Genomic DNA, 22,886 nt, shown 5'->3' on the forward strand with positions numbered 1-22,886 from the left:
ACCTCTACTTCTTTTTTACTCTTTTTTGCACGGCTTCTTTTGCTTCTCTTACCTGATTGAAAAAGCTCTGGCGCCTTTCCTGCCAGCCTTCAGGAAAGTATGCATCAAAATGAGCCTTTGTAAAACCTCCTGTTGGATCGTATTCCTGAGGTGGTACATTGTTCTGCTGCTGATTTGCACTTATATCCCTTGCTTTTCTTACGTAAAAGGACTGTCCATACCGGCCTAACAGGTTGAAAAAGGTCTGAATTAAAAAGCCTATCAGCCACATTATCAGCAAACTCTTTGCAAAAGGATGCATGTGCAGGTAGTTTATGAACTTATTTGCCCACACCGGTATGTCCTGAGGCAGCTCAATAAGGATAAATCCTTTTAGGTTTACTACAAAATCAGTCATCAGTTTTAAAGCTTCTTTTGTGTCTCCAAACAAAGCTATGAAACTTGTAGTTAAGAGGAGTATACCAAGTAAAGCACCGAAAAAACCTGCTATAACATAAGCAGCTTTTTTAAAAAGCTCTTTCCCTGCAACATATACGAACAAAAAAGGAAAAGATAAAATGGTTACTATAAACATCAAATTATCAAACAAATTGGTTCTCCTCATACAAAACACCGGCTTTCTTGCAAAATTTTTTCTAACTTCTTACATAGATTATACACCTATTTATTAATATTGTCAATATATCTTTCTTTGTACTTTTCAGCAATTGACATTACCTGATCCACGTACCACCATGCGTGGTTGTAGTGCCATACAGCCTTTCTTAATGCGTCTATATCACTGTAGCCTTTTTTCTTGTACAGGTTGTAATTTGCACTTAAGTAGTGTGCAGCGGTGTAAACTGCATCGGAAGGATCAAAAGGGCTTATTATGCCGTCACCATTGCCGTCAACACCATACTCACTGAACGTTTCGGGTAAAAACTGCATCATTCCAACAGCAGATGTATTGTAGTCAGGCAGATAAGGTCCAACAGCGTTTGGATTAAAGCTTGATTCTCTGTAAGCTACTGCTGCAAGTACAGTCCATGGTATTCCGTATTTTTCTCCGGCTGTTTTAAACACAGGAATCAGTTCGTTTGGTATTTCACCCGGCTTTACATCATATTTCTGCCATGGAGGTACCCCTTCCCCCATTGAGTAGTCTGAACTATCAAGCAGCCAATCAATGCTTTCTTTGTTTTCCATAAACGAAGCTGCAGTTTCTAAAAGCATTTTTCTGTCAATTTCTGAAACATAGTAAACTGTTCCATCTGACAGCACCAGAGTACCGGAAAGGTACTGTAGTGGATCAACAGGCTGGCTGTCTTTCCTTATTTCAAAATGAAGGTGTGAACCTGTTGAGCGTCCCGTATTTCCAGACAAGCCTATAACTTCTCCCTGCTTCACTTCTTTCCCTTCTCCCACTTTTATTTCGGAAAGATGCCCATAAACCGTTGACAGGCCGTCTGTATGCTTTATGATAACTGCTTTTCCGTATCCTCCGTATTCTCCGGCAAGAACGACAACACCATCAGCTGCTGCTTTTACAGGTGTTCCGGAAGGAAGTCCAAAGTCTATTCCCGGATGAAATTCCCTGCTGCCAGGATTTTCAGGATTCTCTCTCATGCCAAAAGGTGATGTTACAGGATAGTTCCCATCAAAAGGCTTTATTATCTTTCCGCCCTTAACAGGAAATTCCTGTACATTGAAGTTGTTTGTTGTGGTGTTAACATAAGCATATTTTGTAATTGCAGCATCCAGCCTTGTCCAGTCGGGGTAGAAATCTATTCCTGTTTTTGCTATATAATGAGTTATTGTGTGTTTACTGTAATCTGTTCCTTTTGTAAAGTTTTCACTGGTAAATTCTTTGTAATGTATTACATATATTCCTGCATAGGTATTCACTTGAGAGATATACTTTCTTGGTGTTCTTATTTCGTAATACTTTGTCTGCCAGTTCCCATCTTTATCCTTAACACTTTCCCAAACCTGAGTTACTTCATCATAATCAAAGTACGTAAAAACAGGATTAAGGTCTTTGGTTATGTTCGCTACCATGTCCTTATCAAGAGTGTCATCCCAGTCCCTTGCATAAAGCTGAAGAGCATAAGGTACTGCCCATGGAAGAAAAAACTGCTCTTCCATTTTATCAGAAGATATAACAGGGGGATTTAAAGAAGATACTATATTTTTGGCTGTTTGGGTATTGGCTGAAATAGTATCATCTCCATATGCAGCACCAAAAATCCCCAAAGTGATAATTACGCCGAAAGAAATAAGAATTAAAAAGCCTGCTACCATCCAAAAATAAGGGTTTCTTACAAGAAAATGAAGTATACGTCTTTTTGCAGCTCTTTTTAGATAATTCTTTAAATACTCACCCAACACAATCACCCCAACAAAAATAGCAGAGGAAATATTCCCCTGCTACTTCCATCTGAATTCATCAGGGTTTTTTGACACATTTTTAATCCATTCATAACCTTTTCTTATACCTTTTACAGTCACTTCTCCGGCTTTTCCTCCTGCTTCTGCTGCTTTTGCTCCAAAAGGAGAAAGCACAACCGTACCGGCTATTTTCCCTACCGCATCCGCTTTATGCTCACTCCCTGTTATGTTTTTTATTCTGTCTCCAAAGCCTGCCCTTCTGTACGGAGTATATCCGTGCTCCTGTGCTTCAACTTCTGTTCTAAAGGTTTGAACAGGTTCAATACTGTCATATCCTTCATCATCAGGCATGTAGTACTTTAAAGTTCCATCTTCAAGTTTCACTCCTTTTATTAGTCCATTGCCTTTTTCATCAACATACAGCTTATTGGGATCATCCGTTGCATATCTGTAGCTTGCAGTTTGATATCCCAGTCCTCCTACTGTGCCCAAAAAGCTTCCACCTGCTCTGCCTAAAGCTCCTGCTATTCCTCCTCCTATTGTCCCAAAGTCCCTGACTGCACTTCCGCCCAGTGCAAGACCCATAGCCCCTCCTACTATTGAGCCTGCTGCATATCCAATTCCACCAAAGACACCCCCTGTCTTTTGTGCAGCAGAAAGCACTTTTTGATACCTTTCACCTGGAACATCTCTTTGGGCCAGTTTTCTAATGATTGGGGCACTCTTTCTATAAGAAGAATACTGCGGTACTGTTGTCTGAGATGTAGGATACACACCTGTGTTTGACACATCTCCTTCTGCAGGAGGAGGAACAGTGCTCTCTGAACTTCTTCTTAAGCTGAAAAGTGCGGAATTTTCAGCTTCTGCCTCCTGACCTCCAAACGGGCTGCTGCCACCTCCGCTGCTTCCTCCACTTCCACCGGTCCCTGTGCTGTCACTTCTTCTTTCTCTTGCAGTGCTTTGAAAACCTGCACTTCTTCTCCTTGCGAATCCTTTCCCTGCAAGGGAAACAATGGACGCCATGCCTGCCAGTCCGCTCATAGCAAGTCCGGCGTAAAACTCTTCATTGACACCAAGCCATCTCAAAAAGCCCATAAAAAGCTGTCTCAAAACTGCTGCTGTTGGTATAAGTGCAATTAAGCCAAAAAGCTGTGCCCTTGACTTTGTCAGTTGGAGGTCATTTTTAGGCTGGTAAAAAATATCAGACCCTTGATTTTCAAGGGTTTTTTGTTTTTAGGGTTAAAAAATTTTTCAAAACTGTAGGGACAATTTTACTCCTAATTATTGCCATAATACTTGACTATATTCACTTTTTGTAGTATAATGTAATAAACTAACATAAAGGTGATGCCGTATGTTTCTCAAAATAACTAAAGCTGGTGGCTATGAGTATGCCAAAATTGTCCATAATTATCGCGAAAATGGTAAAATAAAGCAAAAAGTCTTGTTTAATCTCGGTAGAATTGATGAACTCAAAAATGATCCCTCTTTCATTAATCTTGTAGATAAATTGCAAAAAATATTTTTAAGCTCCAGTGAAGAAACAGGTTCCATCAAGCTTTTTCCAGAAGATGTTTCAGAAGGGATTATTAAAAACTGGGGATATATTGTGTATAGAAAACTTTGGGAAGAGCTTGAAATAGATAGATTTCTCAAACAGTATATTTCTCAAAATTCCAGGATAAAGTTTGACATTGATAAAGTAGCATTTTTGATGACAGTACAAAGATTAATTCAGCCAGTAAGCAAACTTCAGACGTACTACCGCAAAAACAGATACTTTGGATTTGAAGAAGATATTGATTTAAATCAGCTGTACAGGGGATTAGATATTCTGGCCCAGATAAAAGAGGATTTAGAGCTATACCTTTATCACAAGAATAGAGATTTATTTAACATGGTAGTTGATGTTGTTTTTTATGATGTGACAACATTTTACTTTGAAAGTATTAAGCAAGATGATTTAAGGGATTTTGGATTTAGCAAGGATAACAAGGTAAATGAGGTACAAGTGGTAATGGGCATGCTTGTAGATAAAGAAGGAAGACCAGTTGGATATGAACTATTTCCTGGAGACACTGTTGACAGCAAGACCATGATAGAGGTTTTAAGGAAACTGAAAGATAAATTTTGCATAGACCAGGTAATAATAGTAGCGGACAAAGGTCTTAACAGTAAACTTAATTTAAAGCTGATAAAAGAAGCGGGATACGACTACATTGTGGCAAGCAGACTGAAAAACATGAGTAAAGAGATTTTAGATAGAGTATTTGATGAAGAGGGGTATCAAGTTCTTGAGGAGAAAAAGTGGAGATTTGACAGAGAAATATTTGGTGAAGAGTTTAGATTCAAGGTCATAGAAAGAGAGAATATTATCAAAACGGGAGAAGGGGAAATATTCAAGATACCTGAGAATCTAATAATAACCTATTCAAGCAAGAGGGCCAAAAAAGATAAAGAAGACAGGCAAAGGCTAGTAGAAAAAGCGAAAGAACTTTTAGAAAGGCCCGGCAATGTAAGGGCAGCAGAAAAGAGAGGAGGAAGGAAATATTTAAGACGCATTTCCGAATCAGAAGAATATGTACTGGATGAAGAAGCAATAAAGAGAGATGAGAAATTTGACGGTTTTTATGCAATTCAGACCAGCAAGAAAGAAATGAGTGTGACAGAAGTTTTGAATGCATATCATGATTTATGGAAGATAGAGCAGTCTTTCAGAGTAATGAAAAGTTGTCTTAAGGTAAGACCAATATTTCACTGGACGGAAAAAAGGATAAGAGGGCATTTTGTTGTGTGCTATTTAGCATTTTTACTGGAAAGAACTTTAGAATACAGCTTGAGGGCTAAGTGGAAAGAATTAAGCAGTGATAGAATAAAAGAAGCGATAGGTTCAATGAATTTTGTGGAGATAGAGATAAATGGGAAGAAATATTTAATTAAACAAAAGATAGAGGAGGAAGCTGAAGACATATTGAAGGTGATGAAAATAAAAGCACCAAAAAATTTCATTACATATGAGGAAGGCATGGAATTAATTAGCATGAGAAAGTAATGTAGTGACAAATTTCAGGCCCATTTTTTGTCAATACCTGTATTCCCAAGCCTTTTGGGTTTCAAACTGACAAAGTCAAGAAAAAGCTGTCTCAAAACTGCTGCTGTTGGTATAAGTGCAATTAAGCCAAAAAGCTGTGCCCACCAGGTAGAAAAATCTGAAGATATGCCGGGTGAAACTAAAACAGCGTAAAGAGACAAAACCAAAGCGTGAGAAGACTGCATGAAGGCATTTGAAACTATTTCACTGACAACCAAACTTAAACCACCGCTGTAGCCTGATATGCCCCAGCCCCACACAGCTATGGGAACAACAACAAACATGGAAATTAATACGAATTTTCTTATTGTGTACAGGATGTTAAAGTATATCATAAGCCCTACAAAAGCAGCTTTTACAAGTGCCGTTGTCAGTATGCTGTTTGTCTGTATGCTTTCAATAAAATCCCATCCGGTTTGAGCAAATTTCCCTCCGCCGTATGCTGATAGGAGGTTCTTAAAAAGCTCTGTCAGATAGGCATTACCCATAAAGACAAGCTGAGAGAGCAGAGGCAGAAACCATATGACAGCATATGCCAAAACAGTTAAGCCCATTTTCTGCATTGCATCGGCTCTCTTTGAAGGATTAGCTCCTGCTGCCATAAGCCTCATTCCTGCTACGATCATTGACACTACTGCAAGCCCGCCTGTTGCAATTTCAACTACATGATACCATTTCATGGCAATGTCCCATTCGTTCTGAGTGAAAGGCGCTGTTGTGGTGTTTGGCAGGTAAAAAACCAGCTCATCTATAGTTTTGAAGCCCAACATTTTTGCTGCACCCACAAGACCGTTAAAAGGTGCTGCCAGTATGCGCTCAATAAAAGTATTGGCAAAAGCAAAAGCAGGAATAATTAAAAAAGCAAAAAGCAGAATCCAGAATATTTTAGGTTTGTTCGTTCGGATTCGTTGATATAAATTCTTTTTCATAATCAGATGCCACCACCTTTATAACAGTACTGTTTCTTCCTGCCTTCAATAGAGCTTCACCTATGCCCGAAGATAAAAGAAATTCTCTTTCTCCTTTTGAGAGGTGAAATACTTCCTGCACTGCGTCTATATCTGTTGGAGACTGTCTTAAGAGAAAAACTGTTGCTGCGTTTGTTAAAACAGCACGTCCCTGCTGTGAGTTTGCAAACTCCATAAAGCTTTGTGAGGCAATTGTAAGAGACGTATTTCTTTTTCTTGCTCTCCTTGCAAGGTTCTCAAGGAAATTTGCAGTATGCTCATACTTCATGAACATCCAGGCTTCATCAACTATGACAAATTTTTTCTGCTTTATGTTCTTTTTTACAAATTTCTCCCATACCCAGTTGGTTACTACATACAATGCATACGTCTTTAAAAATTCATCCATAATTCCCGATACGTCAAAAGAGATTAATAAAGCATCCTTTAAGTCAACATTGGACTGCCCGTCAAAAAGCCCCATTGTACCGCCTTTTAGGTAAGGTTTTAGAATCTGTGCAAGTTTTTCACCACCCGGCTTTTCGCTGAGCCTCTTTGTAAAGGATGAAAGAGTCGGCATCTGCTTTTGACGTGTACCTATATAGTATTTCCCATCTATTTCTTGAGTGCTCTGTTCGTACAGGCTCTCTGGATTCCTTGTTATTCCACGTGCTCTGTACTCTTCAAGTATTGTTTCTTCTATTAGTGAAAGCTCATAGGCAGTAAGCGGGGTTTTGCTGATTTTCTCTATTATCATGCTTACAAGCCCTTTTATTTCGTTTGCCTTCTGCAGAAGATCTATAAATTCTATGCCTTCATCGTCAACATCTACTTCTATATCAAAAGGATTTATAATGTGCTTGCAGTTAGGTTCAAGTTTTATATGAACACCCCCAACTCTGTCTACAACAGGTTTATACTCTCCCTCCGGATCTATAAAAACCGTTCTGACTCCTAAAAGAGCGCTTCTTAAAGCCAGCAGTTTCATCATAAAGGATTTGCCTGCACCTGCCTGTGCGAATACGGCTATGTTTGCATTGGGCAGTACAGGAGGCCCTATAAATGGATCAAATATAACTGGAGATCCTGTAAAAAGATTTATCCCAACAGGTATACCCTGCCTGTGCGAATATTCCGGTGATGCAAATGGAAATAGGGAAATAGCTGCTCCTACATTGAAGTTCCTTGATGAGTCTGCTAGGTAGTTTTCGGCTGTCGGTACAAGGCTTTTAAAGCCCTGTTCCTGCCTGAATATTGCTGAACGTGCTTTTATGGATTTGCTTGCCAGAACTTCTTCAAGAGTTTTTGAATTGTGCTCAAGCTCTGCCAGACTGTCTCCGTATACTGCTATGACAATTGTTACATAAAAAAGCTTATCCCGATTCATCTGGATATTTTCACGCAGTGCCTCAAGGCTTTCTGATGCTCTCTGGAGTATTCCCAGCTCTGCAATATTCCCTTCCTCTTCGTCAAGCATGAGCTGTGATTGAAGCTGGGTTATTTTGGTTGTCAGCCTTTTCACTGCATTTGCGTTGGTTTCGGGGTAAACATGTATTGAAATGTTTGCATTTGAAAACAGTTTTAAGTCCTCAAGCCAGCCGATATTTACCGATGCAGGATAGTCCGTAAAATAGTAAATTCTAACGTATTTGTCGTTAATTTGCATGTAGTTTCTATCTACATATATTCCGTCTGAAGCTATTATCTGCTTTATATCTGAAACATGATTGAAAGGATCATGGAAATTATTTTCTTTTTGCTTTTCAGTTTTTTGTTTTTTCTTTTTTAGATTATTATCTTTTTGTAAAGCTTGTTCATCAGCTTTTTCAGTATCTCTTTTCTTAAACAGGCTGAATTTCAAGCTCAACACCCTCTTTCATAAAGCTTAGTGCGCCGTTTTCAATAAGAGTAGAAGCAGTAATTTTTGTTCCGGGATTTAAAACTTCATGTATTAAGTCTATAAGCTCATTTGTGTTTAAAAGCCTTGGATTTAAACCACACTTCATTAAGCCGTCCATAACTATCTGTATTCTTCTTGACATTTCCCCTCTCGCTTTTGCATAGTTATTTTCTTTGTCATCGTAGGTTATTATGAGATAATTCTGGTTTATCATTGTGTTTTCTGCATAGTAGGATAAAAACCTTTCAAGCTCATATTCGTACCTCAGCATTGATTCAGGCATTCTGTGCCTGTTGGCTCTAAAGGCCTGGATTGAGTCTTTTAAGTTAACTCTTTGTGTTAAAGAAAGTATCTGTATAGGAAAGGTTATAGAAAGAAGCATTGAACCAAAAGCGTCTTCTAAAGCGTTCTGCTCTGCAGGAGTAAGCAGAGCAAAGTTTACCGGATCGGATGTAATTACTGCTCTGTACCTGTGGCCTTTTAAAATGATAAGGTCATCTTTTATGTCTTCTATGTCCAGAAATTCACTGGTTCTCTTCAATTTCTGCACTTCCTTTCCATGCATACTTTTTTTCCTGAAGGTAAAATTGAATACTGTAAGAAATGTACTTATCAAGCGTCATGCCGTCTTTATCAAAGTTTGCTCCAAAAAAGCCTAAAAGTGCAAATAAAACTCCCGGAATTGCTGCAATTCTTATATTGAAGTATCTGTACATCTCTATAAATACAGCTATTCCTAAACCTATGCCTATTATGAGAATAATAAACTGCCTTAATGAGAGCTTTCCGCCAAAAATTTTATCTTCCTTCATTAAGTCTAAAGGTACCGGGTACATTCTCATTTGCATCACTCCTCTATCAAATGTAGTTTAATTAATTTGTTATTTTCTTTTCTTCCCTTTCTATAAAAAAATAAGGGCTGCTTCTGCAACAGCCCTTGTTTTTTGGTGGAATTTGCTATTATCTTGTATTTGTTTCAGGTTTTGCGTTTTTGTTACTATATTACTGCGGTTTAAATCCTAAAGCAACTCCTACAAACCACTTTGCCCCAAGCGCAACAATAGCTCCAAGAATAGACCAGAGAAGTCCTGTCATGGCCTCAGACCGCCTTGCAGGGTTTGTGGAGCTTGCCATTATCTTGTAACCGTTCCATGCAATAAACCCTACTGCGACAACTACTGCAACATCCATAAGTGCATTAACAATGTTCCAGATGAAGTTTTTTATTCCGCTTGTATCCACAGCTGTAATATTATTACCAGAACCTGCATATGCAGCAGCCATCAGAGAGTACATAAAAGCAGTAACAGAAGCAAAAAATGCTTTTATTTTTTTATGCATAGATATTCTCACTCCTTCCTGAAAGTATTATTTAAATGACTGACTTACAACCTGAAGCACGCCAAATATTGTTGGAATTGCATAATACAAAAGCACTCCCACAGCAGTGCCTATCATGCCTCCTGCACCTGCACGTCTTAAAGTGGATGCATGAAATATGCTACCAAGTATGAACATTATGATTGACACTGTAAATATAAATCCTGCAAGAGGCATAATAATACTGCCGATTACCTGTGTCAGTACAGAAAGCGCATGTGCAACTTTTACAGCAAATTCCTGAGGTGTTACCGGACGAATGTTTGCAGGTTGAATGGGGGGTTGTGGCATTTTCCATCACCTCCTTAAAAATAAAAATGCAGGCTTTTGGCCTGTTTCAAAAATATTTTTTAAGCTTATTTCCTTATCATAAAATAAAAAAGCCATCCGACAACTATTATCCAAATATAAAGTGAAATAAGAATCAATTTGTGGGGAATATACGGGGAATAAAATACATCAGTTCCAAAACGAACAGCGAAAAATGTTAACAGAACAGCAATATAAAGCGCAGCTTTTTCCATAAAAATCCTCCATTTAATTTTATTTTTCTTTGAGATTACTGTAATAGTTAAGATACCACATAAAACCTATCCCGAACATTAGACCGATGAAAAGGCCTGTTCCAAGTCCTGCTGCAAACTGATACATATCTATCATCTCCCTTTTTGAATTTTAGTTATATAAAAAATCCAGTAAGGCATTTCTAATTTTTCTGCTATTTCTCAACCTCTGCAGAGCTCTTTTTTCGATCTGTCCTGCACGCTGTTTGGAAATGTTGAGAATTTCTGCTATTTGTTTTAGTGTCATAGGTGTTCCGTTTAAGCCGTAACGCATTTCCAGAACGCTGCGCTCTTTTTCAGGTAGGACCTCCAAACATTCCTTTAAGATTTTTCTTAACTCTTCTAACGAATAATTTCTATCAATTTCATTTTCGCTTTGCTCATCCAGAATAACATCTATCAGTTCCGTATTATCATTTTCATACAGCTGCTGATTTAAACTTACTGTAGGATTTTTTAAGCTTAATAGATTTACGACTTCTTCTGTTTTTATCCCTGTTTCTTCAGCAATTTCTTCCGGAAAAGCTTCTCCTTTAACCTGCTCAAGCTTTAGCTGAGCCGACAACACCTGATTAAGCTTTTGATAGGTTTTTACAGGCAAATGTATTGTTCTGGAACGTCCCCATATATAGCGCTGGATTTTCTGCTTTATGTAAAAAACTGCATAAGTAGAAAATCTATAACCCTTTGTATGGTCGAAACCTTCTATCGCTGCAAGCAGGCCTATAAATCCTTCCTGTATTAAATCATCCAGCTCTACTCCATAAGCCTTTGAAAAATTAGCAGCAATACTTACAACAAGTCCTATGTTTTTTTCAACTATTTCATCTCTGGCCTTTTTGTCTCCATTTCTGAGCCGTTCAAAAAGTTCAAATTCATCGGTTTTTTCTTTGGTTAGTACGCTGTTCACATATCATCACCCCGCTTGAAATAAAAAAAACAGGCTTAACGCCTGTTCCTATCTATTGCCCTACAACTATTTTGACAAATTCCATAGTTCCCATACCAACCTTCTTTCCCAGTTTTCTAGCTGTTTCATTAGTTATAGTTTTTTTATCGTACTGAATAAACTTTCTGTATGGAATAATATAAATAGAGTTATGCTTCCAAAAAGCAAAAATTAAAAAAGCCCTTCCGCCGGCTTTTTCAAAGTCCGAAAGAAAAGCTTTCTCTTTTTCAGAGAAGTGAGATTCTGTAAATTGTATCCTGTCTGAAGCTGTTTCTTTGCATTCTATTGCAATAGGGATGCCTTTTATGACCCCTAAAAAATCTACGGGAGCACCTTTCTTGGGGAAGACTCTGCCTCCATGATTGACCCAAAGAACGTTCTGCTTTAAGAGAATTCCCTGCCCAGACAATCTTAACTGTACTGCAAGATTTTCTACAAGTTCTTCCAGTGCCCCGCCCTTCTGCACATGCTCACGCTCCTTTTGTATTTTTGTCTTGTTTTACTACAAACAAATTAAAAACTATATTATACCTTTTTTATTCTTCTCTCAAATTTGTGTGTCTTTTATAACTAGAGTGCCGGCAATCATGTCATGAAGACCTTGTTTTTTGGGTGTGAAAGCAATCATAATGTAGCCAATCAATAATACAACAGCAGATATTAATTTACTCCAGTACCTTATATTTGCTTTACCAAAAGAAATTCTGTTACCATTCATATCTACAACTTTTGTCTTCATAATTCTTTTCCCTATTGTTGCCTGGAGTTCAGATGATTCCAAAATTGTAAAGTAAAGCCATGATATAACTATACCAAGAATACTTAAAAAGATATCTAAAATATTTTCATCTACACCGTCAAAAAAAGATATGCAGTAGCGCCTAATACTATACCTAGAAGAAACAACACCACATTATCAAGTAGAAAAGCAGCTGCTCTTCTCCAGAATCCTGCATATTCCATAAAAATCTCCCCTTCTTAAATTTTTTAAAAATATTTTCTTCTTGCTAATTTAAATCGCTGTTAAAAGTCTTTTTGATTGTTCCTTTAGGAACCACAATATACTGTTCTATTGGTTTTTCTACTATTCCTCCGGCAAGCAGATCGTAATGTTTCTCTATTTTTTGGTATAAATAAGGTCTATCAAGATTGTCTTTTTCAATCAAGTCCCATTCTGAAGCATCAAGTTTATAAACAACGGTTGTTAATGGATTTTCAGACTTAATTACTCTGACAAAGTAGTACATATTTTGATCTATGTTACCTATTCCTAATACAAACGTTGAATCTGAAAGAGCTAAATTGTCTTCCAAAGAAATTATATATCTTTTTATCGTGTAATATCTATCATTTCCAAACATTTTATTGTCCATATATGAACTGTATAGCATTATTATAAGAAGTACTATTATAAGAGTTGCCATTGCCATTGCTGCTTCTGCTACTCCTCTTTCATCTTTTATGAGTTTTCTAAAAATATACATATTGAACGCTCCTTTTATATTAAATACTCCTTTCTTCATCAACGACAGTAACTGATAGTTTCTGATAAATGTAAAAGCAAAGATGATTTTCTCGTTTTTATTCATCTATAATTGTAGGCTTCTCATCCAGCACCCAAAGCTTAACATAACCGTTTTTTATATACGGACTTACAATGAATTTTATTTTATCGCCCTTTCTATAAGTATTATCCAGAAAGAATCCAAATTCTCCGTTTACAATCACCAGCTGCCAGTCCTGATCTGCTCTCACATCGGTAACTGTGCCTTCCAGTAAAAAAGCAGGCTCTGGATTTTTGTAACCAAAGGGCTCAAAGCTGTCAAAAGCCATAACCTCTTCTAAATCTGGTACTTTCGTTAAAACACCATCCAGGTCTCTTATCTCTTCTTTAGGCGGATTTTCTTCCGTGTATTTGTTCAATAAGTTTTGGATCCTTTTTAAATCTCTAATGCTGTATGAAACACCTGCTGCTGATTTATGTCCTCCAAAAGTTATATCTACATGTTCAGATACGTACTTAAAAGCCTCCATTAAATCAAAATCTCCGTAAGTTCTTGCTGAAGATACTGCTTTACCACTGCTGTCTATACTGCTCACCATTACAGGCTTCTGAAATTTCTCAGCAGCACGCCCTGCGATAAGTCCTGTTATACCTCTGGGGCAGTTTTTAAAGGCATATATTAAAAATTTGTTTTCGCTGTCTTCAATACGACTTAAATACTGGTTTACAAGCTCTAAACGCTTTCTGTTCAATTGTTCAACTTCTTCAGCATTTGTACCGTAAAGAAGAAGCTCCAAACCCATTTTAGGGCTTTTTAAGCGCCCTGTGGCATTAATTCGAGGAGCTATTATCCATCCTATATCAAAGCCTGTAAGATTTTCGTGATTTCTTCCTGCAGTCCTTAATATTTCTTTTATGCCTTTTATGGGCTGTTTCCTCATAAGTTCAAGGCCTTTTCTTGCAATGTACCAGTTGTTGCCATCAAGAGGTACAACATCGGCAACAGTAGCAAGACCTGCAAGCTGTATCATAGCAGGAGTTACTGAAAAATTTCTCTGTCTCAAAAGTTCCCTTGCAATTAGATAAGCCACTCCTGCTCCTGCATAGTCCTGATATTTGTCTTTATAAAGCTTGGGATTAAAAATTTTATATGCATCAGGAAGATGTGCTAGAGGTTCGTGGTGATCTGTTATAATCAGCTTAATCCCTGCTTCTCTGGCTGCTTTTGCTGCTTCAAAAGCTGTTATACCGTTGTCAACAGTAATAACCGCATCAAAACCTTCAGCTTTTATTTGTTGTACGTGTTCAGGTTTTATTCCGTATCCCTCTTCTCTTTCCGGTAAAAATATTTTGTTCTGGATTCCCAGAACATCTAAAGCATTTTTGAGTATAAGTGAAGATGAAATTCCATCAACGTCATAATCTCCAAAAATGGCAATGCTTTTGCTTTCAAAAATAGTTTTTACAATGTCAGAAAGGGGGAAGTCGCTGGGAGTTACAGGATACTTCCTCCGCAGTTCAATTTTTGTATTTGGATTATATCTCCAGAGCATATAAAATTCCCCTTTCAGCATACTCCTTCACGTTTTTCAATCTCTCCTTTAGAGCCGTATACCTCTTTGAGCTGTCAATTGTGTTTATAGCTATTTTTATAGCCTGCATGTCTCCAAAGATTTTAACAACGTTTTTAGCTCTTGTGACAGCAGTGTACAGAAGGTTTCTTTTAAGCATGATGTAGTGGTTCATTGCAAGTACCACGATTACAGTATCGTACTCACTGCCCTGCGACTTATGGATTGTGATTGCATAGGCAGGAATTATTTCTTTTAACTCTTCCTCTACCAGATCGACTATTCGCCCATCAAAATCTATCACAACATGCCTTAGACCTTCTTCGTCTCTGTAAGCTCTTTTTACATAGCCCGTGTCGCCATTGAAGATTTCTTTTTCGTAGTTGTTTTGAGTCTGCATGACTTTATCTCCAACTCTGAATATTTTGCTGCCGTATGCTATTTCCTCTTTCTGGGGATGTGGTGGATTTATTCGTTCCTGTATCAGCCTGTTCAACTCCAGCGTCCCTATGTCTGTCTTTTTCATTGGTGTTAAAATCTGCACATCATCAAGTGTTTTGCCTTTTTCAAGTTCTTTTATAAACTCATCTACAACCTGCTCAGGCTTTACAAGTTCATGAAAGATAAAATCTTTGTTATTAAATCGCACCATTTTCCCTTCTCTTATGAGTTTCGAGTTGAGGATTATCCCTGACGTTTCTCCCTGCCTGAAAATAACGTCAAGTTTTGTTACAGGTATTATACCCGACTCAATTAAGTCTCTTAAGACGTTTCCTGCGCCTACTGATGGAAGCTGATCCATGTCTCCTATTATGACAAGCTTTGTATCTTTCCTCAAGGCTTTAAATAAACTTGCAGCAAGTTCATTGTCAACCATTGAGAATTCATCAATAATAACAACATCCTCATCAAGAGGATTATTTTCGTTTCTAAAAAATCTTACACTCCTAAATTCTTTATCAAACCTTGCCTCCAGCAGTCTGTGGATCGTTTTTGCCGGGTAGATTGTTACTTCTTCAAGCCTTTTTGCTGCTTTGCCTGTTGGAGATGCTAAAGCCACAAGCTTATCTTGTTTTTGGAAAATATATAGAAGAGCGCTGACAATCGTCGTTTTTCCTGTGCCCGGCCCTCCAGTTATGATGGATATGTTGTTTTCAACCGCCTTTTTTATGGCTTCTTTCTGTTTTGGACTGTATCTGATGTTTTTTGCAGCCTCTGCTTCTTTGATAAGCTCATCAATGTTGTTTATTCTCCAGGGCTTTTCATTGAGCATCTTAGCAATTTTCTCAGCAATGTACTTTTCGTTGTAAAAATTTTTAGGCAGGTACACTTTCCCTTCATCGTCATAAAGCTCCTGTGCAGCTGTTAAATACAGAGCCTGATCTAAAACTTTTGTGTACCCTACTTTTAAAATCTTCTCCGATGCTGCTTTGCACAGTGTTGTAATCGGCAGGTATAAGTGTCCTTCTGTTTCGGCAAGGTACAGCGTATATTTTAAGCCTGACTGAATCCTGTAGGCATTATCCTGCTCTATGCCAAATTTTCTGGCTATTTCATCGGCTTTAATAAAGCCTATTCCGTCAACTTCTTCTGCAATTTTGTAGGGATTCGCTTTTACCTGCAGGAGTGTATTACTGCCGTAGCGGTCATAAAGCTTTTTTATCATGTTCAGCGAAAATCCTAAAAGCAGAAGCTCAAGCTTTATTTCGTTGAACTCTTTGTTCTGCGTAATTTCAGCATTTACTGAATCAACTACCTTCTGTGGTATCCCAATTTCTCTGAGCTTTTCGGGGTTTTTTTCAATAACCTGTATGGTATGTTTTTTAAATGCTGCGACTATTTTCCTTGCCCTTACCGGGCCTATGCCTTTTATGCTTTGGAGAAAAATTTCTATATCGTCCTCATCTGCGTCTTTTGATATTTCTGCGAATACAACTCTGAACTGTCTGCCGTATTTCGAATGGACGTACCATTCTCCTATCAAATCCAGCTTCTGTCCCTGTTTGTAACTGCCCTGAAAGGTTGCAACAAAGTTATTGTCTTCTGTTCGGACAGCTGCAACTGTATAACCGTCGTTTGATGTGAAAATAATTTTTTCAATTGTGCAGTTTTTGATTTCCTGCAGGTTTTCTATCATGTTAACCACTTCCTTGCAGTTATTGTATTTTCATGATCTGTTCAGGTGAAAAATCTATCCCCATCTCTCTATCAAATAAACTGAGAGCAATGTTTATCTTTCTGCCCTCAATTTTGATAATTTTTCCAATGAAGTTCTCAAATGGACCATCTGTTATCATGACAGTATCACCGGCTTTGAATTCTTCACTTAAGTCGTCCTGTATTCTTGCTCTTTTTACCTCTTCCGGTGTTATGGGAACAGGCTCATTCCCGCCTCCTACAAAGTGTGCAACACCGTTTATTCTTCTAATTGCTGCCATGACCTCTGGAGTCATGACAGCTTTTACAAAAACGTATCCTGGAAAAATCTTCTCTTCAATCTCCTTTATTTTTCCTCTCCTGGATACTGTTCTCTTTTGTACTGGCACCTCTGCTTTTATAATCAGCCCGTCGTATTTTTCTGTCTTCGCCAGGCTGTTTATATGTTCTTCGACTCTTTTTTCGGCATTATGGTATGTGAAAACCACATACCATAATGGTTTTTCTTTCGTTTTTGTTAACTCTTGTACTTCACTCATCTTTATCACCCCTCAGCTTAATTATACACCTATTAGTTAGTTTTGTCAATATTTGAGTGTAACAGCTTTTTGATGCACTCAAATTTTGAACAGTCCCTTTGCTTCGAGGTGTTTCTTCAACTCCTCTGCATTGAAAGTCCACGTCTCTATTTCACTCTTATTTCCCTTCTGCAGAGCTTCTGCAAGCCTTTTTAAGGCGTTGTAGTAAAATGCTCTGTCTAAGTCCGATGTGCTTTTTGCAAGCCTCTCCCACTCCTTTGGAGTTCTTGAAAGGGCTATTTTGTGAACTTCCCGCATTTTAAAAGCACTCCCTTCTCACTTAAATTTGACAGGCCATGTGAATTTCGTTTCAAAAAGGCCCATCTCTGGGAAAAACGTGTTTATCACTCGCTGCTGAAGGAATTAATATGCTTTGATATCGGTTCAGCAGTTGACATCCACGCACAGCTGTTCTGGTTCTGACCAATTCTGGAGTCTGTCGGTTTATCACTTCAAAGCAGGTTCCTGCTGCAGGTTTTGTATTGAGTCTCCTGCTGCCTGCTTTAAACTTTTTCCCCAGACAGAAAACTGTCTTTTTCCTGCAACCAGCAGTGTTTTCTGTACTGCAACTGACTGCATGTTCACTGCTGCTGTCAGCTCCGTAGAAAGCATGTTCAGCACTTGCTTCAGGTGTTAATGTGCTTTGCTGCAGGTTTATCAGGTAAACCACGTACAAAACCCTGCTTTCGGGCTTTACTGTTTCGTCTTTGCGAAATTCTATCTCCGGAATCTGCTGTTCTATTATTTCAAAACAAGCTCCTGCTGAGTTTTCTGCAGAGGCCTTTTTGGATGTGCCAGTGTTAAAAGCCAGCTGTGAATTTCTTTGCTGCCGGTTTAACAGGCAGACCGGAGGCTGAACTCTGCTGTTATGCTTTACTGCCTTAGACTTAACTGCCTCTGAAACCTGTCGTCCTGTTACTGCAGGGCAGTTTGCTGCCAGCAGCTTTGTAATAACTCTTTCGCTGCTGTGAAAGGCTTCACTTTCAACCGCTGAATCTCTGCCTTCTTCAAAAACAGCTGTTTCTGCACTGCTGCTGACTTCAGCCTCATTGCTGCAGATAACAAAAGCCGTACCGGCATTAAAGATTTCCTGCGGAGCTTTCGGTGAAGTGTGTATTATGCCGTCGTCAAACTCCTCAATGCTGTAATCATCCCAGTCTCCGTAGCTGTACCTGATTCCTTCATCGCTGCTAACTTTCTCCCAGCTGTCAGACTCTTCTTCTGCCTGCTGTGCTGTAGTTATGCCTTTTTCAGCAAAAACGGAAGTAACTTTGCATAGAGCTGCGTCTTTGTTTTCAGAAAGGCTAATATCTTCACTGCAGCTTAGTTCTTTATTTTGGCTGTCGTGGTCGGATTCTAAAATTTTTTCACCAGTGCCTAAATTTAAATTATTAACCCCGGTATTAATTCTAGTAAGTGCGTATATACTGCCTTCTTCATAACTGTCACTAACTGGTTTTGTATCTTTCCTGTTAGTGTAATCTCTTACATGAGAGATACTATCTCTACCAGGAGAAATGTTTTTATTACTGCTGCAGGTAGCAGTATTTCTTTCGGTGTTAGGATACTGCCCTGGTACAGAGTGTAGATCTTTAGAGTTAGTGTACGTCTCTAAACTAAGATTTTTATTATTTTTTATTCTAGAGTAAACGTTATCATCCCTATATCTTAGTATTTTGTATTTACTTGGTTTTATAGTGATTTTATTTACTAGGCAGTAATAATGCATAAGCTTACTGGCTTTTATTAATTTTGCTAATTTAGTATTTACTTTCTTGCTAAGTAGGTATATACTCTCTCTAGAAGATTTTCTTTCTCTAGAGAGAGTTATTCCTGCAGTTGTTCCTTGCAGGTGTTTTTTTTGCTTTTCCGTAGTATTCTCCGTTGTAGTCTGTGTAGTATTCTCCGTATATGTCCCACGGTGGGCCGAGGGAGGTATTACGTTAGAACGTGATACCTCCTCCGTTTTATCGTGGGAGGTCCTACGTTCAAAAGTGATAGGTATTACGTTAGAGTGTGGTATCTCTTTCATTTTATCGTGGGAGGCGCTGCAGGAATTGGTGTCAATATCATTGGCAGTTATCTCTTCATGGTGTTCACTTTCTTCTGTCTCCTCATCAGCTTCTTTTTCATAAATTTTGTTAATTCCATCATATGTGATTCTTTCTATTTCTTCAGTTACTGGTTCCACATACATCACGTTTGTTAAAGTTAATCCCGTCTCAGTTTTTATGTTTCTGAACTCTATTCTGATGAGTCCTAATTCAACAAGGCGCTTCATTGCATCCTGAACCTGTCTTTTAGAAAATCCAAACTGGTCTGCAAAACTCTGGTATGACCTTTGAAGTTTGTCACCTTTAAACTTTTTTCTGTATCCAATTACTTCACCCGTGATGGGATCTCTTTCGATTACCGGTCTGTACCAGTACACAATTTCCGCTAACAAAGTGACAGCAATCGGGTTGGGTTTCCCGGATGGATATGTTATATGCCTGTACCACTGCTGGGGTATAATATTCCCCTCAAGGTTTATCTTTGCCATTTTCAGAACTTCAGGGTTAATAACCTCTCTGTCTGACATAAAATTTCACTCCTTTTTGGCTTATTTTTTACAGAGGCAGCTTCTAAAAAATAGGGCAGGGCAGCCGAAAAGCTGCCCTGCTCGGAGGGGAGAGTTATGTAGTGCGCAAGGAAGGCCCCTGAAAAACAAAAAAAGGCAGCCAGCCGGCTGCAAAAATAAAAAAACAGGAGAGGAGAAAATTTTTAAAGGGGGAATGCCTTAATCCGCAGGAGGACGAATACACAGGCCCAAGGGGGACGAACAGCCCGTGCAGTGCGCCCTCCCTCAATAAAAAAGGGACGTTTTGTTACGCCCCTGAAAAGTCTTATATGAACTTTTGAAAAAGTACAGCTATAAACATAAGGCCGAACGCAAGTCCAATTAAAATGTCTAGTATTGAACCTGTACGTACCAGAGGTATTTTAAAACTTTTGTTATAGGGATAAAGCACAGGAATACCTGATGGAGTGAACAGATCTGTTGCAAGGTGTGTAGTATAACCTATTAGTGCAGGCGGTAGAATAGTCCTATCTGACATAAATAAAATAAATGTAAAAAATAAAAAGCCTGCAAGAGAGTGTGTAAAACCTCTGTGAGGGCCTATAAAAGCAAGCCCTATATAGGTTAAGTACAATATTAGACTTAGCAGTAAAAAGTATTTGTATTTAAATAAAAAATACCCTGCAGCTATCAGTGCAGGGAAAGTTAATGCTCCTGTATATTTGTTTAACTTGTGTCTCAACATGCTACCCGGTGTATCTATGTCAGGTAAAAGTGAGCTTGCAGCAGCAACAGCTAAATTAATCGGCAGCTGTGAAGGATCTTTTGTGAGGAGAGCTGTTGCTGCAAGTGCTACTGCCATGTGTGTGCGCCCTAACATTTTAATCAACTCCATCCGATAGTATTTATAGAGAAATATTTTGTAACTTTTTTGTAAAGGAGAGTGAATTATGGATACGTTATTATCTGCCATTTTTTCCTTATTCAAAAATATTTCAAGAAATTCTTACAAAACAACATATAGGTTTTTCACAATTCTGATAATATCATTTACTTTTAAGTATTTTTATCCTAATATATTTTTTCTATTTTTAAATCAATTTAAGGAGTACAAAAAAACGATAGTATTGTTCATAAAATTTCTTACATTAGCGTTTTTTACATATGGTAATATTGAAACTGTTTTTCTGCTTTTTTATGTTTTGGTAGTATCTTTAAAAGCCCTATTTTATTATGTTAACAGATTTAACCATTATAATACATACAAAGAATGTTGGGATGACCTTATAAAAGATTCATATATCACAATTGCAGTAGATAAGCTTACTTTTGCATACAGTTGTGCTTGGATTGGTTTTGGATATATTTTGTTATTAAACAATAATTATGTTGACTTGATAAAAGAATTTTTCAACATAATTACATTTAAAATGTCTTTTCTTTTTACATGGGTTTTTATACCTATTTCTGTTGTTATGTTTTTGGTAGGGTATATACCTTACTTTATAAAATCTTTTTTCTTGCCTTAACATGAGTAACAAAATATTTTTATTTACAATTATTCCTTAATAAAAACTCTACTTAATAAAAAATGTATTTTTTTATAATCCTTAAAGTTCATGTATAACCAGCACAAAAAAGTCAAGGCGCTTATTGCTATGCTAGTCAGCGTGCAGCATAATAGGTTTTTTGTGTATAAGAATAAGGCATTAGATAGTATTGCTCCAAAAAAAACTGAAAAAGCCCATCTAGTCTTAACTTTTTCAATTACAACTTCTTTTTCTTTTTCAGATAAATTTTCAAGTTCTTTTTCTTTGTCTGTTATGGACGGAAGACCTAAGATAATAATTATAACTATAACAAAACTCCCTGCTATTATAATAAACTCAGCAAAAAGAATTGAAAAATATGTTATGGCATGTATCAGATTGTTAAATATGCTTGCTGTTGTTATAGAAATATTATTTGTCATTATGCTCACATCCTTTTTATTCTTAGACTTTACAACAGGTTTGCTAAGAAAAATAAAAAGCGTCCTAACGCCTATCAGTGTCTGCTTTGATGCAGGCAGGTAATACTGTAGATAAGTTATCTCTACCTAAGTGAAATTATTGAAAAAATAGAATTGCAGGGACCAGGTTAGTAGTAGCGTCTATGTTAACTAAAATAAATATTAAAAATTAACGATTATTATGTTAGAAAATCTTATTCAAGTGCAGGTGAATATACAATGTATATTGTTACTCTTTTAGGCAATTTATTATCGATAATTTCTTCGCTAATTACAATCATAAGTTTTTTATCTCAAAAAAGTAAAAAACACACATCAACTAATGTCGTTCACAATATTACACAAACTAGCAAATTATCTAAAAATAATATATTCACAAGTATAGCTGAAGAAGTTTTAAAAGCAATAGATTCGTTTTTTGTAGACCTATCTAACAATCCCATTGCTTTTATTATAATAATGATTGCTATTATTTACGCAGTATATTTTTCTTTACTAAAAGCATATTTTTATATTTTTAATTTAATAGCAATATCGTCTTTAGTGGTTATAATGGTGGTACTGTTAAATACTACTAAAAAATTCTTCTTAAAGCAGATAGTTGGATTTAGTGATTTTTTTTGTATCTTTTATATGGTTTGTTTTATTTATTATATTACTTAAACATTATAACCAAATATATCTACCGCAAAGCTTCTATTTTTTCACAACTGAAAAATATAACAGTACCTTTCTAACTAATCTACCTCAGAGTATAAATTATATATTTTCCGTTATTTTACTAATCATATCCTGGTTTATTAATATCTGCATAACCTTTACATACTTAACCAATAAAGAAATTTCCATACATAAAGTTGTTTTTTGGTTATCTATTGTTATAATTAATTTGGCATCTATTTTCGGCGTTATATTAAAAGTTTTTAAATTGTTCAAATAGCAATACTTAGTATGACAATAGTAGGTAATATATACCAAAAAATTTTAGTTAACACATTTTCGCTTTCTTTGCTTATTGCATAGGCTGTTAATAAAATATTTGTAAAAAGAAGAAACGCTGACCATCCTATATAGCTTTGCAAATTATTTTCTGGTGCAATATATATGTGATAATTTATTAGTTCATTTTTTACATTTGCCAAAGATAAAATTGAAATAGTGTTAAGCCAATAAATAGCAAACGTCACTACAAAAAATACCCCACTCATCTTCTTCCCGTTATTCATATTTACTCACTCCAATTTCAATTTATTTTAAAAAAAAATAAAAGGCGCCCTAACGCCTATCAATGCCTAGAGAGGCGAA

At 37.1% G+C, this 22,886-nt stretch carries 25 protein-coding genes; 2 read left to right on the forward strand and 23 right to left on the reverse strand.

The features are described 5' to 3' along the window. Window positions 1-4 precede the first annotated feature (4 nt). Genes TTE_RS10005 through TTE_RS10015 form a run of 3 tightly spaced genes read right to left on the reverse strand, consistent with a single transcriptional unit; the run spans window position 5 to window position 3,480 of the window. Complete coding sequence (locus tag TTE_RS10005; protein WP_157858522.1) at window positions 5-604, reverse strand: hypothetical protein; 600 nt, start codon at window positions 602-604, stop codon at window positions 5-7. A gap of 56 nt (window positions 605-660) precedes the next feature. Next, the gene (locus TTE_RS10010) at window positions 661-2,367 is read right to left on the reverse strand and encodes a peptidoglycan DD-metalloendopeptidase family protein (RefSeq protein WP_050724080.1); all 1,707 of its coding nucleotides are present in this window, start codon (window positions 2,365-2,367) and stop codon (window positions 661-663) included. A 42-nt stretch (window positions 2,368-2,409) separates the two neighbouring features. Next, entirely contained in the window at window positions 2,410-3,480 is a 1,071-nt protein-coding gene (locus TTE_RS10015) for a sunset domain-containing protein (RefSeq protein WP_011026203.1), read from the reverse strand. Window positions 3,481-3,724: 244 nt separating this feature from the next. Here TTE_RS10015 and TTE_RS10020 point away from each other — a divergent pair, with 244 nt between their 5' ends. Continuing rightward, complete coding sequence (locus tag TTE_RS10020) at window positions 3,725-5,422, forward strand: IS1634 family transposase (RefSeq protein WP_011026204.1); 1,698 nt, start codon at window positions 3,725-3,727, stop codon at window positions 5,420-5,422. Between the two features lie 14 nt (window positions 5,423-5,436). Here the strand turns inward: TTE_RS10020 and TTE_RS10025 are convergent, their stop codons facing one another. The 18 genes from TTE_RS10025 to TTE_RS13350 form a co-directional block, all read right to left on the reverse strand. Further along, window positions 5,437-6,390, reverse strand: coding sequence for a hypothetical protein (locus TTE_RS10025; RefSeq protein ID WP_011026205.1), 954 nt, complete (start codon window positions 6,388-6,390; stop codon window positions 5,437-5,439). Beyond that, window positions 6,347-8,269 (reverse strand): VirB4 family type IV secretion system protein, encoded by a 1,923-nt coding sequence (locus tag TTE_RS10030; protein ID WP_011026206.1) that lies wholly within the window; start codon window positions 8,267-8,269, stop codon window positions 6,347-6,349. Before TTE_RS10030 ends, TTE_RS10025 begins: the two co-directional genes overlap by 44 nt. Next, a complete protein-coding gene (locus TTE_RS10035) occupies window positions 8,250-8,849 on the reverse strand; it encodes a hypothetical protein (protein ID WP_050724081.1) in 600 nt (199 codons plus the stop codon). The genes TTE_RS10030 and TTE_RS10035 overlap by 20 nt, the downstream gene beginning before the upstream one ends. Further along, on the reverse strand, window positions 8,833-9,150 hold the full coding sequence (locus tag TTE_RS10040; protein WP_011026208.1) for a PrgI family protein: 318 nt from the start codon (window positions 9,148-9,150) through the stop codon (window positions 8,833-8,835). Before TTE_RS10040 ends, TTE_RS10035 begins: the two co-directional genes overlap by 17 nt. 160 nt (window positions 9,151-9,310) lie before the next feature. Further along, window positions 9,311-9,649, reverse strand: a complete 339-nt coding sequence (locus tag TTE_RS10045) for a pilin (protein WP_011026209.1) — start codon at window positions 9,647-9,649, stop codon at window positions 9,311-9,313. A gap of 27 nt (window positions 9,650-9,676) precedes the next feature. Continuing rightward, entirely contained in the window at window positions 9,677-9,979 is a 303-nt protein-coding gene (locus TTE_RS10050) for a hypothetical protein (RefSeq protein ID WP_011026210.1), read from the reverse strand. 65 nt (window positions 9,980-10,044) lie between these two features. After that, window positions 10,045-10,212, reverse strand: coding sequence for a hypothetical protein (locus TTE_RS13955; protein ID WP_011026211.1), 168 nt, complete (start codon window positions 10,210-10,212; stop codon window positions 10,045-10,047). A gap of 151 nt (window positions 10,213-10,363) precedes the next feature. Then, window positions 10,364-11,161 carry a sigma-70 family RNA polymerase sigma factor gene (locus TTE_RS10055; protein WP_011026212.1) on the reverse strand — a complete coding sequence of 266 codons (798 nt, stop codon included), beginning with the start codon at window positions 11,159-11,161 and terminating at the stop codon, window positions 10,364-10,366. 52 nt (window positions 11,162-11,213) lie between these two features. Continuing rightward, the gene (locus TTE_RS10060) at window positions 11,214-11,666 is read right to left on the reverse strand and encodes a Holliday junction resolvase RecU (protein WP_011026213.1); all 453 of its coding nucleotides are present in this window, start codon (window positions 11,664-11,666) and stop codon (window positions 11,214-11,216) included. A gap of 81 nt (window positions 11,667-11,747) precedes the next feature. Continuing rightward, on the reverse strand, window positions 11,748-12,086 hold the full coding sequence (locus tag TTE_RS13580) for an RDD family protein (protein WP_081427426.1): 339 nt from the start codon (window positions 12,084-12,086) through the stop codon (window positions 11,748-11,750). Next, entirely contained in the window at window positions 12,050-12,163 is a 114-nt protein-coding gene (locus TTE_RS14100; protein WP_193328909.1) for an RDD family protein, read from the reverse strand. The genes TTE_RS13580 and TTE_RS14100 overlap by 37 nt, the downstream gene beginning before the upstream one ends. Before the next feature lie 44 nt (window positions 12,164-12,207). Beyond that, the gene (locus TTE_RS10070) at window positions 12,208-12,684 is read right to left on the reverse strand and encodes a hypothetical protein (RefSeq protein WP_041587205.1); all 477 of its coding nucleotides are present in this window, start codon (window positions 12,682-12,684) and stop codon (window positions 12,208-12,210) included. Between the two features lie 97 nt (window positions 12,685-12,781). Further along, entirely contained in the window at window positions 12,782-14,257 is a 1,476-nt protein-coding gene (locus TTE_RS10075; protein WP_011026215.1) for a single-stranded-DNA-specific exonuclease RecJ, read from the reverse strand. Next, entirely contained in the window at window positions 14,241-16,412 is a 2,172-nt protein-coding gene (locus tag TTE_RS10080; RefSeq protein WP_011026216.1) for an SF1B family DNA helicase RecD2, read from the reverse strand. Before TTE_RS10080 ends, TTE_RS10075 begins: the two co-directional genes overlap by 17 nt. A gap of 19 nt (window positions 16,413-16,431) precedes the next feature. Further along, the gene (locus TTE_RS10085; RefSeq protein WP_011026217.1) at window positions 16,432-16,971 is read right to left on the reverse strand and encodes a transcription termination/antitermination protein NusG; all 540 of its coding nucleotides are present in this window, start codon (window positions 16,969-16,971) and stop codon (window positions 16,432-16,434) included. A gap of 78 nt (window positions 16,972-17,049) precedes the next feature. After that, entirely contained in the window at window positions 17,050-17,268 is a 219-nt protein-coding gene (locus TTE_RS10090) for a hypothetical protein (RefSeq protein WP_011026218.1), read from the reverse strand. A 52-nt stretch (window positions 17,269-17,320) separates the two neighbouring features. Next, window positions 17,321-19,591 (reverse strand): hypothetical protein, encoded by a 2,271-nt coding sequence (locus tag TTE_RS13345; protein WP_011026219.1) that lies wholly within the window; start codon window positions 19,589-19,591, stop codon window positions 17,321-17,323. A gap of 304 nt (window positions 19,592-19,895) precedes the next feature. Continuing rightward, window positions 19,896-20,450, reverse strand: a complete 555-nt coding sequence (locus TTE_RS13350) for a metal-dependent hydrolase (RefSeq protein WP_011026220.1) — start codon at window positions 20,448-20,450, stop codon at window positions 19,896-19,898. Between the two features lie 70 nt (window positions 20,451-20,520). Here TTE_RS13350 and TTE_RS10110 point away from each other — a divergent pair, with 70 nt between their 5' ends. After that, window positions 20,521-21,099, forward strand: a complete 579-nt coding sequence (locus TTE_RS10110; protein WP_011026221.1) for a hypothetical protein — start codon at window positions 20,521-20,523, stop codon at window positions 21,097-21,099. 29 nt (window positions 21,100-21,128) lie between these two features. On the opposite strand, the gene TTE_RS10115 is transcribed toward TTE_RS10110, so the two are convergent. Both TTE_RS10115 and TTE_RS10125 read right to left on the reverse strand, forming a co-directional pair. Further along, the gene (locus TTE_RS10115; protein ID WP_011026222.1) at window positions 21,129-21,542 is read right to left on the reverse strand and encodes a hypothetical protein; all 414 of its coding nucleotides are present in this window, start codon (window positions 21,540-21,542) and stop codon (window positions 21,129-21,131) included. A 971-nt stretch (window positions 21,543-22,513) separates the two neighbouring features. After that, complete coding sequence (locus tag TTE_RS10125) at window positions 22,514-22,807, reverse strand: hypothetical protein (RefSeq protein WP_011026224.1); 294 nt, start codon at window positions 22,805-22,807, stop codon at window positions 22,514-22,516. Window positions 22,808-22,886: the final 79 nt, after the last annotated feature.

It is taken from the genome of Caldanaerobacter subterraneus subsp. tengcongensis MB4, assembly GCF_000007085.1.
Lineage (GTDB): Bacteria > Bacillota > Thermoanaerobacteria > Thermoanaerobacterales > Thermoanaerobacteraceae > Thermoanaerobacter > Thermoanaerobacter subterraneus.

Bases quoted from the DNA above. Each gene is read 5' to 3' on its own strand.
- TTE_RS10005 (WP_157858522.1), bottom strand. From the start codon at position 604: ATGAGGAGAACCAATTTGTTTGATAATTTGATGTTTATAGTAACCATT.
- TTE_RS10020 (WP_011026204.1), top strand. From the start codon at position 3,725: ATGTTTCTCAAAATAACTAAAGCTGGTGGCTATGAGTATGCCAAAATT.
- TTE_RS10025 (WP_011026205.1), bottom strand. From the start codon at position 6,390: ATGAAAAAGAATTTATATCAACGAATCCGAACGAACAAACCTAAAATA.
- TTE_RS10040 (WP_011026208.1), bottom strand. From the start codon at position 9,150: ATGAGAATGTACCCGGTACCTTTAGACTTAATGAAGGAAGATAAAATT.
- TTE_RS10045 (WP_011026209.1), bottom strand. From the start codon at position 9,649: ATGCATAAAAAAATAAAAGCATTTTTTGCTTCTGTTACTGCTTTTATG.
- TTE_RS10050 (WP_011026210.1), bottom strand. From the start codon at position 9,979: ATGCCACAACCCCCCATTCAACCTGCAAACATTCGTCCGGTAACACCT.
- TTE_RS13955 (WP_011026211.1), bottom strand. From the start codon at position 10,212: ATGGAAAAAGCTGCGCTTTATATTGCTGTTCTGTTAACATTTTTCGCT.
- TTE_RS14100 (WP_193328909.1), bottom strand. From the start codon at position 12,163: ATGGAATATGCAGGATTCTGGAGAAGAGCAGCTGCTTTTCTACTTGAT.
- TTE_RS10070 (WP_041587205.1), bottom strand. From the start codon at position 12,684: ATGTATATTTTTAGAAAACTCATAAAAGATGAAAGAGGAGTAGCAGAA.
- TTE_RS10075 (WP_011026215.1), bottom strand. From the start codon at position 14,257: ATGCTCTGGAGATATAATCCAAATACAAAAATTGAACTGCGGAGGAAG.
- TTE_RS10080 (WP_011026216.1), bottom strand. From the start codon at position 16,412: ATGATAGAAAACCTGCAGGAAATCAAAAACTGCACAATTGAAAAAATT.
- TTE_RS10085 (WP_011026217.1), bottom strand. From the start codon at position 16,971: ATGAGTGAAGTACAAGAGTTAACAAAAACGAAAGAAAAACCATTATGG.
- TTE_RS10090 (WP_011026218.1), bottom strand. From the start codon at position 17,268: ATGCGGGAAGTTCACAAAATAGCCCTTTCAAGAACTCCAAAGGAGTGG.
- TTE_RS13345 (WP_011026219.1), bottom strand. From the start codon at position 19,591: ATGTCAGACAGAGAGGTTATTAACCCTGAAGTTCTGAAAATGGCAAAG.
- TTE_RS13350 (WP_011026220.1), bottom strand. From the start codon at position 20,450: ATGTTAGGGCGCACACACATGGCAGTAGCACTTGCAGCAACAGCTCTC.
- TTE_RS10110 (WP_011026221.1), top strand. From the start codon at position 20,521: ATGGATACGTTATTATCTGCCATTTTTTCCTTATTCAAAAATATTTCA.
- TTE_RS10115 (WP_011026222.1), bottom strand. From the start codon at position 21,542: ATGACAAATAATATTTCTATAACAACAGCAAGCATATTTAACAATCTG.
- TTE_RS10125 (WP_011026224.1), bottom strand. From the start codon at position 22,807: ATGAATAACGGGAAGAAGATGAGTGGGGTATTTTTTGTAGTGACGTTT.